Raw genomic sequence first — 16,134 nt, forward strand, 5'->3', positions numbered from 1 at the left:
ATCTCAACCAACATAGAAAAGAAGTATTGAATCACCATTTTTAGCCGTGAAAGGAAAAGCATATGCAACTTACGGTTCAGTCTCATATCGAGCAAACAGTGATAGAACAGACATTGCACGATTGTTTTCAATTACAGCGCAAAAGCTTTCATCAGCAAGGCATTGAAACGATTGAACAACGCAAGCAACATTTACTGAATTTAAAAGCATTGATTAACAATCACCGTGAAGCAATTATTGACGCCTTGAATCGTGATTATGGAAATCGTTCACGCCATGAAACCTTATTAGCAGAAATTATAACTGTCACGGATGACATAAACGGCAGCATCAAACACTTGAAACACTGGACCAAAGTACAAAAACGACATGTCGATCATAGCCTGTATTTTGGTGCAAAAAACCGTGTGATTCCGCAGCCGCTGGGGGTGATTGGAATTATTGTGCCGTGGAATTTCCCCATCAATTTGATGTTCTCGCAATTATCTGCTGTGTTTGCTGCGGGAAATACCGCTATGGTTAAAATGTCTGAAAATTCAAGACATTTGGCTGAATTACTGATTGAGTTAAGTCCCAAATACTTTAAAGCGGAAAAATTACAGATTTTCGATGAGACTGGTGAAGTAGGCATCGCATTTTCAAAATTGCCGTTTGACCACCTGATGTTTACTGGCTCTGGTGCGACAGGGCGTAAAGTCATGGCTGCTGCAGCACAGAACTTGACGCCAGTGACTTTGGAGTTGGGTGGTAAATCTCCTGCGGTGATTGATCCTGAATACCCTATTGAGAAAGCTGTAGAACGCATTATGTTTGTGAAACAGTTTAATGCGGGGCAAATTTGTACCAATGTCGATTATTTATTTGTACATGAGTCGAAGTTACAAGCTTTTATTCAAGCCGCGGCAGCGTGGGTTCAGGAACATGTGCCTGATATTCATAGCAAAGATTATACTTCTGTGATTGATGAGCGTGCATTTCAGCGCTTAGTGCATAGCTTGGCAGATGCTGAAGCCAAAGGGGCCAGTTTGATTAATTTAAATCAGCAAGAACCAGATGCTGCGACACGAAAATTTCCACTGACTTTGGTATTGAACAGTAATGATGAGATGGAAATTGATACGCGTGAAACCTTTGGTCCGATCTTGATGGTCAAAACCTACCAAAAGCCTGAAGAGGTAGTAGACTATATTGTGCAGCGTGATCGTCCATTGGCTTTTTATCCATTTAGTAATAACAAAAGTTTAATCGATTTTTATATCAGCAGAGTTATGTCGGGCGGGGTTTCGGTCAATGATGCCTTATTTCATGTCGGGCAGCATGACTTACCCTTTGGTGGAGTCGGTGCCAGCGGGATGGGGCACTATCATGGTTATGAAGGCTTTTTGACTTTTTCTAAAATGCGCCCTGTATTTTATCAGGCGGGTTTTTCGAGTTTGAAGTTTCTCGCGCCACCGTATGGAAAATTTGCCAATTGGCTGTTGAATTTATTGATTCGCATGAAGTCATAAGCGCTTAAATTTTAAAACCTCAACATCACTTTTCACTTCAAGATGGATATTTTGAAGTGAAGGAATTAGTGTATTTAAAAACAGAAAAATAAAACTATTAAAGGAGTTAATAGTATGAATAATAAAGATTTTGATTATGATCAAATCGTGATTGGCTCAGGCTTTGGTGGATCGGTCAGTGCTTTACGCCTCAGTGAAAAAGGCTATAAAGTCCTGATTTTGGAGAAAGGCTTACGCCGTGAAGACAAGGATTTTCCAACCACCAATTTAGACACAAAAAACTATTTGTGGCGACCTGAACTGGGATTCAGAGGTACGATGCAATTTACTTTCACCAGTAAAACCACCATTTTGCATGGGGTGGGCGTTGGTGGGGGCTCACAAATTTATGCCAATGTACATTTAATTCCACCTGATGCAGTTTTTGAGTCGGAGGCATGGACCAAGATTCGTAAAGACTGGAAAGACACCTTAAAGCCGTTTTATGGTCTCGCTCAACGTATGTTGGGTACAGCGAATAATACTTATACCAATATTGCAGACGACACGTTAAAAGAAGTTGCGAGTGAAATTGGATATGCAAATTCATTTAAAACGGTGAATACGGGGGTCTTCTTTTCGCAAGTAGCTGGTCAAGAAGGACAATTAGCGAAAGATCCGTATTTCAATGGAGATGGACCAGATCGTAACTCCTGTATTTATTGTGGCAGTTGTATGTTGGGCTGTCGTAATAATGCCAAAAACACCCTCATGAAGAATTACCTGTATTTTGCTGAACGTAATGGGGTAGAAATTCGTCCAAGTTCTGAAGTCCTCAAAATTATGCCATTGAGTGAGGATGGTGGTGAAGGCTATGAAATCATTATCAAAGAAACTTTAGGTAAGAATGTTCGTCAATATAGTTTGCGCAGTCGTGGGGTAGTGTTATCTGCAGGGGTGATGGGTACGGTACCGATGTTGTTAAAAATGCGGGATCAGTATAAGACTTTACCCAATATTTCTTCATTGCTGGGACAGGAAGTTCGGACGAACTCGGAAACTCTGACCACAGTGAACAACACAGATAAAAAACTGGATGATGGGGTAGCAATCAGCTCTTTTATTTCGGTCGATGCAGATACCAATATTGAGGTCACACGGTTCCCTGAAGGTGCGGATGCTTCATGGATTTATATTCCATACGTGCCGATGGTGACCGGTCAGGGCTTTATGCGCTTTATGAAGTTTGTGTTCAATACACTGTTACATCCCTTAAAAACCTTTAAAGTACTGCGTTATAAGGGTAAAGCCAAAGACTCTATCATTTTATTGGTGATGCAAAAGTCTGAAGCATTCATTCATTTTGAATGGCGTAGAAAGTGGTATCGACTGTTCAAAAATAGTATCACTGCTGTGCAAAAAGAAGGGGACACGCCACTCACCGTTTCATTCCCTGCGGCTGAAGAAGCCACTAAAATGATTGCACAAAAGTTAGGTGGAGAACCTGGTTCTGCACTTACTGAAATTCTACTGGGAACGCCAACGACAGCACATATTATGAGTGGTGTCGCGATGGGCAATGACAAGTCGAATGGCGTTGTGGACTTCACTGGTCAAGTCTTTGGTTATCAAAATTTACGCGTATTAGATGGTTCGATTGTACCTGGGAATTTAGGTGTGAATCCCTCACTAACCATTACCGCACTGTCTGAATTTGCGATGAGTCAAATCCCAGTGTTCTCCGCAGAGCGGGCAGCAAAGATTCAGCGTATTGAATTTAGTCAGCCTTTGGAGGGACAGGTGTCTGACTTGAAGGGTACTGGTGATTTAGCCAGTGCATTAAGCAATGCTTAAAAAAGTGGATATGGTTTGGGCTGGTGATGGTGATGGTGTCTAATACGGCAAATTAGACAGCCCTAGCAATACAATCTTGAGATCATTATCCCTCTAACGCTGTATGACAGCGTTAGAGGGCGTTGCTGATTTTATGGGCTATAATTCAGAAATTCCTAAGCTAAGAAGAGAGCGAAAAGCTGTCTTACCTTTTTTACCGATCAATGAGTAATTGGGGGGCATTATTGAGTCTATTCATAAACCCAAAAGCCATGGTTTATTTTTTCTTGTTATAAAATATGACTAGGGTCTGTTGACATTTACTGTTCATAATTAACCCTATAAAGGTAGCCATAAAAATATACAGGCTAAAGCAACAGAACTTTGATAATTTCTTTTGAGCTTGTCATATCGAGTAGCTATTCCTCTAAATTGCTTTAATCTACAAAACATATTTTCAACTAAATGCCTGATTTTATATAAATACCAGTCCATATGGTCATTGTTCGATTGGCTATTTGTTTTCTTTGGTATATTCGCTTTAGTCCCTGTTTTCCTGATCTGTTCACGCAGTGGTTCTGAATCATAGCCTTTATCTGCGCATACCACTTTTGTCTCTTTTAAATCTAATGTTGATATTAAATCAGGTGCAACTTTAACATCATGTGTGGTCCCATCGGTAATTATGAAATCAATAGGATTGCCATGTGCATCAACAATCAAATGTATTTTTGAGGAGTTTCCTCCTACACTTTTAGAAATAGATTGATTCGCTATGCCGGCAGAATGTTGATGAGCACGTACATGAGAGCCATCAATAAAAATCCACTCCATATCGGGGCATGAGGCTAGCAATTTGAATAATCTAAGTAACTTACCGCTGCTTGACCAACGATTAAAACGTTTGAAAATAGAGTTTGAATGACCAAAACAAGAAGGAATATCTCGCCACGGACAGCCTGTTCTAATTCTATAGAGAATAGCTTCAATAAAATTGCGTAAATTTGAGTTGTGGTGAATGGATAAATTACGCAGAATAACTTTCAACTTTTGCCAGTGTTGATCTGTCAGCATGGTACGAGGCATAGCGAATAGTAAAATTGGGTTTGGCGATTTGATTTTACTACTTCGCTATTTTTTTAAGCTAAAAGTGTCAACACACCCTACTCTGACCATCTTTTATTATTTTACTTATTGCCTCACCATCTTCTGAATCAGCTTTCCCTTTAATCCCATCACCAAGAGCTTCAACTGCTTTGTATGCAGCACCAAAAGTTGGCACTCCTGCCATCCAAGAAGCACCTTCTGCGGCCATTGCTAACAAACGTAATTTATTTACTCGTTTAGTTATTGTCTTCGTTTTATCTAAAAGGGTCTTATTGTCCTCTACAAGTTTGGCTATCTCTAAAGCAACAACTTCAATTAATGCGGCTCTCGCATCATCAAACCCTTGATAAAGCCATGCATCAAACTTTATAAGAATATAATCTTTTTCATTTTCTGATTGTAGCTTTTGTTCAATCAAATTTAAGATTGTTGATTTTCCTGTCCCCCAAGAGCCAAATACTCCTATTGAAATCGGTAACATTGTAGGATTACTTAATACATTGACTACAATTTCAGAGGCTTCAGAATAATTTAAAAAATCCTTTTTTGATTCGATATCTGACCACATAATATTTGTTTCGCACTTTTTCTACTTGACTTCCAATCTATCAATAAATATTTAAAATTCAATAAATAAAAAGTCTACGTACAATTTCATACCATATAAAAATGCTAATACAAATACCCTATGCCCTCAAAAACCTAAATCCCATAAGTTAATTTATATAGTTAACGTAGTAATCATTTTTTAGACAATAGCAACCATTGATGTGCACAAAAAAATAAGGGAGCTTGTACTCCCTACTATAAAGAAATTCCTCAACATAGATGTATTGAAATCACTAGCTGATCAATCAACACTTAAGCTATTTAATTCACCGCCCTTACACTCCCCTGCAATCCTTTCTGTATATCCTGCACAAATCCTTCCCCTTGATTCGGTTTAGGCTTTGCCTTGGTTCGAGCTGTAGTTTCAGACTTTACTTGTTCAATATTAGTTTCTTGATTTTCATCACTATAAAACTCCTCCACAAAATCCAAACCTTCTTCTGCATTGACTTCAAACTGTGCATTGGCAAAACCCTGCCTTGCAGTCTGATCTAACGCCGTTTGATTAAAACCTGCTTGTTTACTTTGCTGGTCAATCTCTTGCGCTATTTGAATCGCCTGTTGCAGATTAATTCCATCCCTCAGCGTTAAATCCACGTAATACACAGGAGTACGATAACTTTGTGTGGTGGACTTACCTCGAAGGGTCAGTTGTAACGGCAAACAAGATAGCAAGCCATTCGAAGCTGCATAGTAATAACTTAGTCGTGCTGCCAAAGTCCGAATGCTGTTAAAACCAGTGGTTCTAAAAATAAATGTACCGAGTTCATCCGATTCATCTAAGTTCACATGCAAACGCCCATAAGGCTTACAGTTGCCTCCTTGAGCTAAAGAACATAAATCAGGGGATGGGCAGGAATGTTGTTCTACGCCTTGGTTGGTGAGTCGCTGACAGGTTTCACCATTGCCTACACAGACAGGCCGTCCTGTTTGACGGTCAAACAAGGTGTACTCAGCCCTTAGATTCAGCTCAGGATCATTGAAGATCATCCTTACTGGAATGGTACGGAGTTTTTGATTCGGTGCTTTACTGCGTAATTGCTCATCAAGCGGATGTTTGATCCACCCCTCTTTGCTTTGGATTTGACTGGTAATGGTAAATTGGTCGTCCTTTTCAGACAGTCGTTTACCGTTCTTTTCAACAACTTTACCAATACTGATACGTCCAAGGATCGCTGGTGTGATTGCTAAACCTTTAATCATGATAATTTTCCTCTAAATAAAATTTTACTGTTGACCCTTTGTTATGTAAGCAAATACAAAACCGTTTAAAGATCAGATGAAATGCAAAGACCGCCATTGTTGGCCTACCGCTCCTTCGGGAGTCGGTAGGTCGGGGGTGGTTTTTTGCGCTTTTTTGAAGAATGGAAATATCGACGTGATGAATTCAGTCATTGGTATAGATCTGAAAGCGTCGTGTTCCTGCTTTGTTTTGCGGAAACTGCTCAAGCATTTCTGGGTGAAGTTTGAGTAAGGCTTTGCTGTCTAAACTGATTGAATCTTTGGATTTCTTCCACGTCACCGAACCATTCGCAAAGGTTGCTCGTTCAGCATCCTTCATCAACATCTGGATTTGATGCTTAATTTCATCAAAGTTATTTTGATGCTGCTCAATGTGATGCTTTTCTTGAATCAGTTGAGCAAACACTTGATTGGCTTGTTCGTTAAGACTCAAGTCTTCAACAGTCAACGGAATATGTTGTGGATAGAGCTGCTGTATGGCTTTGGCTGCGGACTCACTGGCATCTGCATCAGGTGGTATATCTTTTTCCACACAATCCCAGAAGTAACGTTCCGCATTGATGATATGTTTGATCACGGATTCGGAGCGCGTCACTTTGAAGATTTTGGTTTCATGACCACAAATCAGCACACAAACATGTGCTGCTCGTTTGCCTGTCACTGCCAATTGATGTTGTACCTGACACAAGACATATAAAGGCACACCCTCTCGCCAAAGTTTTGCGCCGTACTCTCCTGCTGTTTTGCATTCCAGAATTTGAACTTCATCACTACCCACAACGGAGTAATCCAGATTGGCAAGCATAAAATGCTTATCAGGATCTGGATGCTGAAGCACTGCATTGATTCTGCGTACCTTGTTATTGGTATGCATGCTGTAGTACTCAGCCACCAATGGCTCTAGTTGCTTACCCCAATAGAGTGGAGCGATACCTGAACTTTCATCTTCAATCGATTGTTTGACTCGTCCTGTCTTGATCATCCAAAGTTCGAGCATCGACATATAGGGATTCAATCCACAGGCTGCTGCACAATCACTGCTGCCAATGCCTTGTCGTCTGACTTCAAGCCAGTCAGATTGAGTCATGTTTTTGGTATTGACCAAGCGTTTGGCTGTGAATAATTTTGGGGCATTAAAGGGTTTACTTGCTTGTTGAATGGATGGGTTTAATATTGCTGTATTCATAGCTTGCTTCCTCATTTTATATGGATGGTGGCAAATAAAGGGCATAAAAAAACCACACCCGAAGATGTGGTTTAATTTTTTGAAATGTAAATTTATATTTAAAATATAAATAGATAGGTCTAACTTTCCATTGCAAGAAACTCAAATTTCTACGCTATGACACCATACGTAAAGCCTGTTCGAGTCCACGTTGCTTGATCGCTGCTCCTGCACCAAACCAAGCTGAATCGAGTCGATGATCTGTACTCATGGCACGTCGTTCATGATCAATAAATTCTGTAATTGAACACAGTAATCCATAGGCTGTTCCTTTAGCAGAACTCAACTCTGCACCACGTCCCTGACCATTAAACATGTCCATTGCTTTTGTCATCGCCTTGGCATTAGGTTCAGCTTTTTCCTTGGTATCTGCATGTGCCGCCTGAGTCGCAACCTCACGGTAGAACTGAATAATATTGTCCTCCTGATCTGCCACACTCATGCTAGTGTTGTTGAACACTGCATCAAAGAAAGCTGCTGCTTCTCCTTGGGTGACTCTACGCTGACTGAGCTGCTTCATTTCGTACATGTGTTCATCCCATGCACGAACTGAAATACCCAATTGTTGTTTGACTTTATCTGCATCAAACTTGGTGCTATGCGGAACTTTCACTACACCTGCACTACTGTTCTGACCACGTAAAGCAATCGCCAAGGTGTTGTTGCAGACAACACGAATGGAGGTGAATTGTGCTGTTGTCGCAAGCGTACCGTCACATGCAGTTGCAAGAAGAATATAGCCATTACTGACATCCTTGCCTTTAAGTGCAGTAGATTGACCTGTACGTGCCAGCGCCCAGAATTTCTTGCCACCTTTAAGCACGCCTGCGGTTTCCAATTCAAAGCCTGATTGTTCAGTTAGATCACGATAGAACTCTAAGATCTCACGAGGTTGTACTTCCTGAAAACGTTGACTGACCACTGACAAAGGTGCATGGGTATCAGAACGGTACAGTACACGCTGTTCTTCATACGGCATGATGATGCTTTGCCCACGTTCATTCTGTGCCATATAACTGACATTGGATGACTCGATACACCAGTCCATGCCTGCCTGCTGTGCCCAGACCTCAATCGGTTGGTTTTGACTTAGTTGATTCCCTAGCCCATGCCAAGGGGTTTCACCGACATAAGCCATTTGTTCAAGTTGATGTGCCATAGTTTTATTCCTTTTTAAAATCATATTGAAAAATTGGATCTGTTCTTAATTCAGATATTGAATGGGGAACTTTTGGTAACAGTTATGGCAGAAGCACAAACTTTGCTGCGGAGGTGTGCTTTGTTCTGTAAAAGAATTAAACAAACCACCGAGTACAGTTCCTGCAATTCCTCCAACGATGGGAGGCAAATTCAAAGACTTCGCAACGGTTGTACCTAAGGCCCCTAAAGCTGCGGGTGATGCAAGATTTGATAATGTTGAATTTGCTTGTTGCGCATTCGCTTCAACAATCATGATGTCGGTTGAATGACAAAAGGGACAATTCAAGCTCATGACTTGACTCCTAAATTTTGGGCATAAAAAAGCCTGCACGATGGCAGGCTTAATATTCATTTTTCATGTGTACTCTAAAGAGCTTCATGATTCTCATTAGGATGTTATGTATCTGAAATAATTTGGAATATGATTCAATTTAATGATTGATTTGTTATATAAAATCAGTACGATAAAAAAATACAAAATGGTTCTAAAATTATGACACACATTCGAATTGCAGATTTTTGTGCAAAGTATGGCTATACGAAGCATCAAATCCAACATGCAACACGTACAGGAAAATTAGATAAAGTTGCCAAAGGTATTGTGGACGAGCAACATGCGATTCAAGCAATGTCTTACACAAAACCGTTAAAGCCCCCAAAGCAAACAAAGGTCAAAACTGATACTATCACTCAGCCAGATCAATTTGTATCATCAAATCCAACCTCAGAAAAACCTAATTTTTTATCTCAGGAATGGGTAAAATCTATGCTTGCACCTGCAAGTAAAGGTGGAAAAGTTTTACCTCCAGAAGAATAACGTCCATCAACATAGCTGTGAAGGGATGTTGCTACATCCCTCCTTCCACCCTTAGCATTCAGCTAAATACCCAATTTATTTTATATTTATGCCATCCCTTGACACTCTCAATACATCACTGAGTTGCTTTAATTCCAACTAATTCTGGCAATTGATAATCATCAAAATTCTTAGAATAATGACTCATTTTATAATATTTCTACGCCTATCCACATCATACTGACTGATCCCAAATGTCCTCATGTTAGGAGATGTCTTAGCACGTAAACGTTGATCTACTTTGTTAGGATTCACCAAATACATACCTGCTCGAAATGCATTCTCCAGTTGTTGTGGTTGATTTCTATGAATCATTCCTATACCAAGTAAACCATTGACCTCAAACTTTTCTTTATTCTCTTTTCGGTTACAGTTGTAATAGCACCCTTGGTTATTGGTAATGGATTGTTGCCAGTACTTGCCAACTTCCTCTCCTAACCATTCATCTCTCCAATGCAGGTTAGCATCATAAATAAGCAATAAATGGCAGTGGTAGCCTTTCTTTGCACCTTGCTCGAATGCCCAAACACACCCTTGTAAACCATGAAAGCAAGTATCTTTATTTGACATTCTATTTCGTAGTATTTCCAAAGCCCTATGAAAGTCTTTAACACCCCAATTCTCTTGATGTTCTTGAAGGATCCCTACATCTACTCGTACAAAAAGCAACCTAGCATAATGATTGAGTATTTTGTTCAAGTAACCTTCTAATTCAATTTGATTTTTTCGTTCTTGATATTTAAATTTATGAATATCTTGAACAGCACTTTTCATTTCATGCTGAATCATGCCTTGTATATAAAATATATGATTTAGTTCAAACCGTAGAATGTCTGCATAAATATGAAAATCTAGTCTTTCCATGATGTAATCCACAAGGTTAATCACCCTTTTAAAAACCTGTATGATTTTGGAATAGCAAAGATCAAATCTATAAATCTGCTTAAACAGTACTACCGCTTCTAATAATTCTCGTTTGAACTCATCATGATCATCAATGAATTGCTCATGACAGGTACTGATTAAAAAATCTTCGATTGAAATAAGAATGGAGGCTTCATTGGCTAATGGAATATTTTGGTACATTTAGGTTCTCACTGAAACATAAGGTTCATATGTAAGTGAGGAATATATTTTTTTACTGATCTTGATTCTAAAGCAGGATTTTGTAGTCATCCTGCTTAGCTGAATATGCTCATAGACTTTTGTAACATACTATAGGGTTGTTAGCGGCAGTGTAAAAATGACCCCCTAATGGCATTTAAAAACTGACCCCCTTGGTTAATATAGCGGTCATTTTGGACTGCTCAACATGTTAACTTTGGAGCAAGCAGTGACAATCCAAATACTTCATCAACAAGGTAAATCTATTAAAGCCATTAGTCGTGAACTGGGGGTGTCCAGAAATACCGTACGTAAATATTTACGGCAAAACACCACACCTCAGTATCAGCGTATACAGCCTAGAATAAGTATCCTTGACCCATATAAACCCTATTTACTCCAACGTGTAAACGCGGCTCATCCTGAATGGATTCCTGCTGTTGTGCTCTACCAGGAAATTTTAGGGTTGGGATATCCAGGAAAGATCAGGATCTTGAGGGAATATCTTGCAACATTAAAACCAGTTGCTCAACCGGAACCGATCATTCGTTTTGAAACCCAACCTGGCCAACAAATGCAAGTGGATTTCACCACGATTCGACGTAACAGCACGACTTTAAAAGCTTTTGTCGCAACATTAGGGTATTCCAGAGCGACTTTCGTGAAATTTTATGATCATGAACGTACGGATGCATGGATCGATGGTCTAGAAAATGCATTTCAGTTTTTTGCAGGAGTACCTCAAGAAATCCTGTTTGATAACGCTAAAACGATCATGATTGAACGGGATGCCTATCAGGAGGGGCAGCATAAATGGAATCCCAAACTGCTCGACTGCGCCAAGAAATACAGCTTTCGTCCTCGCGTATGTAAGCCCTACCGTGCACAGACCAAAGGCAAAGTTGAACGCTTTAATGGATACCTCAAATCAAGCTTTATTGTGCCATTGAAAGCAAGCCTGAAGACTTCGGGTTTACTGTTAGATGTTGATGTCGCCAATGCCCACATTGGCCGGTGGCTGCATGAAACCGCCAATCAGCGGATTCATGCCACCACGCAAGAAAAACCGGCTGTTCGACTGCAACAGGAGCAGCAAAAATTTACGCCATTACCGCAATCAGATACAGGTTCTAGCACTGTACCTGTTGCAGCAGCACAGCATGTCATGCCCTACGAGAGTTTGCAGCATCCCTTATCGGTATATGACCAGTTGCTGGGAGTTTCCTGATGAATCTGCAATACGACCGTATAGAGCAGCTTTGCCAAAAGCTCAATCTGCCTGCCATCGCATCACAATGGTCACATCATGCACAACAAACATTAGGTCAAGATGGAAGTTATGCCGACTTTGTTGAAGCGATCTTGACGCATGAATATGCTGCCAGGCAACAGCGCAGTCAGCAGGTACTGATGAAACTCTCAGGCCTGCCTCAAGTCAAAACCCTGGAAGACTATGATTTTAATTATGCCCTAGGGGCCCCTAAATCACAGGTGATTGAACTGTTCAATCTGAGCTTTATTGCTAGAGCAGAAAATGTGGTGTTTCTGGGGGCTAGCGGAGTAGGAAAAACGCACTTATCTATGGCATTAGGCTATAAGGCCATCATGAACAACATTAAGATCAAGTTCATTACCGCCGCCGATCTCATGCTGCAACTGAGTACAGCCTATCAGCAAGGTAAACTGAAAACCTATATGCAACGTGCGGTAATGGGACCAAAGTTACTGATTATCGATGAAATTGGTTATTTACCGTTTGGACGTGAAGAAGCGAATCTGTTCTTTAACGTGATTGCCAAGCGTTATGAAAAAGGCAGTACGATATTGACGAGTAACTTACCCTTTAGCCAGTGGTCCAAATCCTTTGCAGATGATGTCACGTTGACCGCTGCGATGTTAGATCGGTTATTGCATCACTGTCATGTGGTACAAATATCGGGTGAGAGTTATCGTTTGAAGGATAAAAAAAGAATTGGGATTCAGCCCCAGGTTGAAACTTAATACGAGATCAAAGGGGTCAATTTTACTTTGCCATTTGTAAGGTAAAAGGGGTCAATTTTAGAATGCCGTTGACAGGGTTAGTTCTGAATATTTTAATACTGTGTTATTGATACATAGTCTATAGCCCATTTGAGTATAGGCTATACTGTGCTAAGTGTCTCACTCAACTAGATAAGATATTGTTTATGTTTGATATATTACTTATAGTTAATAATATAAGATACCTGTTAAGCATTCTGAGCTGTTACTTCGATAAGATCATTCATCTACATAACGCTTATCGCCGATGTATCGGATCTTGCTTAGGCTAAAGTTACGCCACTTTTTTATTTTAGAGCTATGATGAATAACCTTAATCCATCCTCTACCAATCAAGATGAAGATTTAACAACAAGCATAGGATCTCAAAAAACTTATGAGCTTAAAGTATTTGATGAAAATGAGGCATATCGCCAACTTGAAATCATTCAGCTCATTTTACATATAAGAAAATCTGAAAAAAAATCTATCTACTTACCACATCAAAAAAAGCAAAATATTTATTTGATTGCTGATAAAAATATACATGACTCTCTTCGAAGAATTGATCCCTATTACTTTGAAGATAGTACATGTACCAGTCCTGAAGTGGACTTATTTCGCAAGGTATTAAAAGAAAATATAATGCTTCATCATTTAACAGTTAGTCAGAGTGATTTTTGGCTTAGAAGTCATAATGATGCTATCGCCCTAGCACCCAATCAATTTATGTTAAAAGCTGAAATTTTAAATGACTTTTACCATCAGCTTGCCTGTGCTATTGCAAGCGATACAATCTATCAAAAAACACTTCTGTCACGCCAAGAAAAAAGTCTCAATCAGAACAAGAAAGCTAAAAGGCTTGCTAAAAAACTATTAAGTACATTCAGAAGGTTACTTATAATTAAAATGGATTTCTCCATACATACTGATCATACAGTCACGCTTGAATTATTAAAAACCTACCTCCGAATGTTCATCAAAAAACTTCATACACCAAATGATAAAGTCCCCCCCATAATCGGTTTTATTTGGAAATTAGAATACTCAGCATTAAAAAGATATCACTATCATTTTCTATTTTTCATGGATGCGAATACTTTTACAGAAGATAAAAACTTTGCCTATAAACTTGGTGAATTATGGCAAAAAATAACCTTAAAAAAAGGAATCTATCAAAGCTTCAATCATGAAGAGCAAGTACGTAAAAATCTTGCTATTGGTATACTCACTCATGATGATCAAGAAAAAATTGACTCTTTAAATAAGATGATTGATCACATAACCAAAACAGAGCAGTTCATTCTTGAAAGGAGCCAAATTAATCAACGAACATTTGGCTACAGCACTCGCAAGTATGCAACAAGGTAAATCAGATACTTTATTATGCTTTAGCTAGATTTATTGCAGAAGAGTAATTCAAAATACTTTAGAATCGACTTCCATCTGGATAGGAACACTATCAGCTTGATTAATTGAATATCTATGAGCACACCAACAAACCAAATAAATTTGATACATACCCACGGTCAAAAAAATTTCTGTGTTAATAAACATAATCTTTCGATTATGCAAGAGATATCATCAATCATCACAAATCCAAGTTATAGTGCATTCAAATTAAAATCCAGTAAGAAGGGTAAATACTATGTCAGTAACTCCCCTCAAACCGATCACGTATTTGAACTTTTACAAAATTTTTCCGGCATAAGTCCAATGCTACTCGAACATAAATTTTTCAAACTTAGTCAAAGTGTAAAAGCATTACACAAAGCTTATTCAAAATTAGGATATGAATTAGATAGGCCAATCAATCATTTATATTTACATAATGAACAATATATCAATTATATTTTGCCTATAGTAAATTCTTTCGTGAATGAATTAAAAAGAGATTCAACGACTCGAATAGCAATGGCTGACAGACTCCAACGCTTAGAACTTATTAATGTATTAAAAAAAGAAAATGCACGAGTAATGAAAAAGCTCTTCAAAACCCAGCAACGATTTAACCTTAATATTTTTACATATGTATTCGATATGAATAAATGTGATTCACGTGATAAATCATTTATTGAGCAAGGGCTTACACAACAAATTTCAGTAATGATTGATAAATTTCATGATAAGTATCAATCTGAAATTTTAGATTTGTTTTTTCGCGTTCAACGTGATTTATCAAATAATTATGTACTAACTGTATATAGTGCTACAGAACGTGAATGTAAACCGCTTTCGATGAAAGATTTCATCCCTCTTAGAAATGAAAAGTATCTTATCATTGCACCAAATACAAATATTATATTAACCCCTCATGAAGTTGATTATCCAATGGATATTCAAGGTGTTGAGGGCACAAATGAAAAGACATGGAAAGCAATCTTCGGAGAAATACTTTTTAAATACAACTATTTTTATTACGAAACTGAATATGTATCACCCAAATTTATTTACAGAAAATGTGCCTCCAACCACTGAATTATATAAAGCTTAATTGACCATTATTTGAATCTGCATATTATATAAAAAATATATTTAATCTTTATTAAATAAAATTTCCTTTAATATTTCAGGCTGATTTCTTAACTCATGGATGATTGTTTCAGCAATGTATCCACCACTGTAAGGCATCTTATACCCAAACTTTTCCATCTCTTTAGAAGGATATTTTGCTTTCAGTATCTGATTAAGATTATTAAGTTCGAGCTGTAATTTTTCTATTTTTTTCGCAATTGATGCTGGCTTTCTTCGCACGCCTTCAGACTGAGCTTTAGCGTACAACTGCTTACTCTCCTGTTCTAATTCACTGAGCATTTTTTGCTTAAGCACAAGTTCAGACTGAAGCCACTCAATATCGTAAACCTCAAAAGCTTTGACCAGATCATCAAGCACAAAATGAACAGCTTGATTTAGATTCTTCCATTTACCACGACGCGCCACCTGCTCTCTTAAAGTGCGATATAAAATTTCCCGTCTTGGATATAAATGCTTGTCGTAACGAGCTTTGACTGCAATGATTGCCTTTGCACTTTTGGCAAGTGTACGGTTCTGAATAAACTCCACCCCACCAAGAATTTGCACATAAGCAATTAAAATATCTGAATATTGCCTTTGGAAAATTTTGGCAGGCAAGTTATTCACCTCAAGTCTTAATGTATTTATCTGCATTAAAAGCTGTGCAATCTGGAATGGCTTGAAAGGGATTGAAACCACATCTCCCATCATTTCTAAATGAAAAGCTGACTGCTCACTCAATGGAAAATCATTCTGCTGCATTCTTTTTATGATTTTTTCTTTTTGATCAATATATGATTGATTCTCCGTTTCTATTAATTCATTATCCAATTCACACTGATAGTAGTAACCAAAGTTTAACCATATATCCTGCTCAAGCTGCTCTAACCTTGATAATTTTTTATCAATCATAATTTATTAAAATACAGATAATTGCA

At 38.5% G+C, this 16,134-nt stretch carries 14 protein-coding genes and 1 pseudogene; 7 read left to right on the plus strand and 8 right to left on the minus strand.

The window, feature by feature from the left end; genetic code table 11:
• Positions 1–62 precede the first annotated feature (62 nt).
• Together G4D73_RS07215 and G4D73_RS07220 are read left to right on the plus strand one after the other, a co-directional pair.
• A complete protein-coding gene (locus G4D73_RS07215; protein ID WP_045796737.1) occupies positions 63–1,508 on the plus strand; it encodes a coniferyl aldehyde dehydrogenase in 1,446 nt (481 codons plus the stop codon).
• A 114-nt stretch (positions 1,509–1,622) separates the two neighbouring features.
• Positions 1,623–3,341 carry a GMC oxidoreductase gene (locus tag G4D73_RS07220; protein ID WP_045796738.1) on the plus strand — a complete coding sequence of 573 codons (1,719 nt, stop codon included), beginning with the start codon at positions 1,623–1,625 and terminating at the stop codon, positions 3,339–3,341.
• A 318-nt stretch (positions 3,342–3,659) separates the two neighbouring features.
• Here the strand turns inward: G4D73_RS07220 and G4D73_RS07225 are convergent, their stop codons facing one another.
• The 6 genes and pseudogenes from G4D73_RS07225 to G4D73_RS07250 all read right to left on the minus strand — a co-directional run bounded on the left by G4D73_RS07225 (position 3,660) and on the right by G4D73_RS07250 (position 8,995).
• Positions 3,660–4,406: an IS5-like element ISAba31 family transposase gene (locus G4D73_RS07225; RefSeq protein ID WP_087662167.1), complete on the minus strand. Its 747-nt coding sequence runs from the start codon at positions 4,404–4,406 to the stop codon at positions 3,660–3,662.
• Between the two features lie 79 nt (positions 4,407–4,485).
• A pseudogene (locus tag G4D73_RS07230) lies at positions 4,486–4,995 on the minus strand (KAP family P-loop NTPase fold protein); the annotation flags it as partial.
• 302 nt (positions 4,996–5,297) lie between these two features.
• Positions 5,298–6,239: a hydrolase or metal-binding protein gene (locus tag G4D73_RS07235; protein ID WP_213687698.1), complete on the minus strand. Its 942-nt coding sequence runs from the start codon at positions 6,237–6,239 to the stop codon at positions 5,298–5,300.
• Positions 6,240–6,423: 184 nt separating this feature from the next.
• The gene (locus tag G4D73_RS07240; protein WP_071320601.1) at positions 6,424–7,464 is read right to left on the minus strand and encodes a YqaJ viral recombinase family protein; all 1,041 of its coding nucleotides are present in this window, start codon (positions 7,462–7,464) and stop codon (positions 6,424–6,426) included.
• Positions 7,465–7,618: 154 nt separating this feature from the next.
• Positions 7,619–8,662, minus strand: a complete 1,044-nt coding sequence (locus G4D73_RS07245) for a DUF932 domain-containing protein (RefSeq protein WP_071320600.1) — start codon at positions 8,660–8,662, stop codon at positions 7,619–7,621.
• Positions 8,663–8,707: 45 nt separating this feature from the next.
• Positions 8,708–8,995 (minus strand): hypothetical protein, encoded by a 288-nt coding sequence (locus G4D73_RS07250; RefSeq protein ID WP_005129696.1) that lies wholly within the window; start codon positions 8,993–8,995, stop codon positions 8,708–8,710.
• A 201-nt stretch (positions 8,996–9,196) separates the two neighbouring features.
• Here G4D73_RS07250 and G4D73_RS07255 point away from each other — a divergent pair, with 201 nt between their 5' ends.
• Positions 9,197–9,520: a hypothetical protein gene (locus G4D73_RS07255; RefSeq protein WP_020752780.1), complete on the plus strand. Its 324-nt coding sequence runs from the start codon at positions 9,197–9,199 to the stop codon at positions 9,518–9,520.
• Positions 9,521–9,703: 183 nt separating this feature from the next.
• Here the strand turns inward: G4D73_RS07255 and G4D73_RS07260 are convergent, their stop codons facing one another.
• A complete protein-coding gene (locus G4D73_RS07260; protein ID WP_020752779.1) occupies positions 9,704–10,645 on the minus strand; it encodes a YagK/YfjJ domain-containing protein in 942 nt (313 codons plus the stop codon).
• 226 nt (positions 10,646–10,871) lie between these two features.
• Between G4D73_RS07260 and istA the strand changes: the two genes are divergently transcribed.
• From istA to G4D73_RS07280, 4 genes are all read left to right on the plus strand, one after another.
• Positions 10,872–11,891, plus strand: coding sequence for an IS21-like element ISAba8 family transposase (istA, locus tag G4D73_RS07265; RefSeq protein ID WP_019383901.1), 1,020 nt, complete (start codon positions 10,872–10,874; stop codon positions 11,889–11,891).
• Positions 11,891–12,664, plus strand: coding sequence for an IS21-like element ISAba8 family helper ATPase IstB (gene istB / locus G4D73_RS07270; protein ID WP_019383645.1), 774 nt, complete (start codon positions 11,891–11,893; stop codon positions 12,662–12,664). Before istA ends, istB begins: the two co-directional genes overlap by 1 nt.
• A gap of 342 nt (positions 12,665–13,006) precedes the next feature.
• Positions 13,007–14,053 carry a YagK/YfjJ domain-containing protein gene (locus G4D73_RS07275; RefSeq protein ID WP_071320608.1) on the plus strand — a complete coding sequence of 349 codons (1,047 nt, stop codon included), beginning with the start codon at positions 13,007–13,009 and terminating at the stop codon, positions 14,051–14,053.
• 198 nt (positions 14,054–14,251) lie between these two features.
• Complete coding sequence (locus G4D73_RS07280; RefSeq protein ID WP_038346659.1) at positions 14,252–15,160, plus strand: hypothetical protein; 909 nt, start codon at positions 14,252–14,254, stop codon at positions 15,158–15,160.
• A gap of 57 nt (positions 15,161–15,217) precedes the next feature.
• On the opposite strand, the gene G4D73_RS07285 is transcribed toward G4D73_RS07280, so the two are convergent.
• Positions 15,218–16,108: a hypothetical protein gene (locus G4D73_RS07285; RefSeq protein WP_020752776.1), complete on the minus strand. Its 891-nt coding sequence runs from the start codon at positions 16,106–16,108 to the stop codon at positions 15,218–15,220.
• Between the last annotated feature and the right edge of the window lie 26 nt (positions 16,109–16,134).

It is taken from the genome of Acinetobacter sp. WY4 (assembly GCF_018438165.1).
Classification (GTDB): domain Bacteria; phylum Pseudomonadota; class Gammaproteobacteria; order Pseudomonadales; family Moraxellaceae; genus Acinetobacter.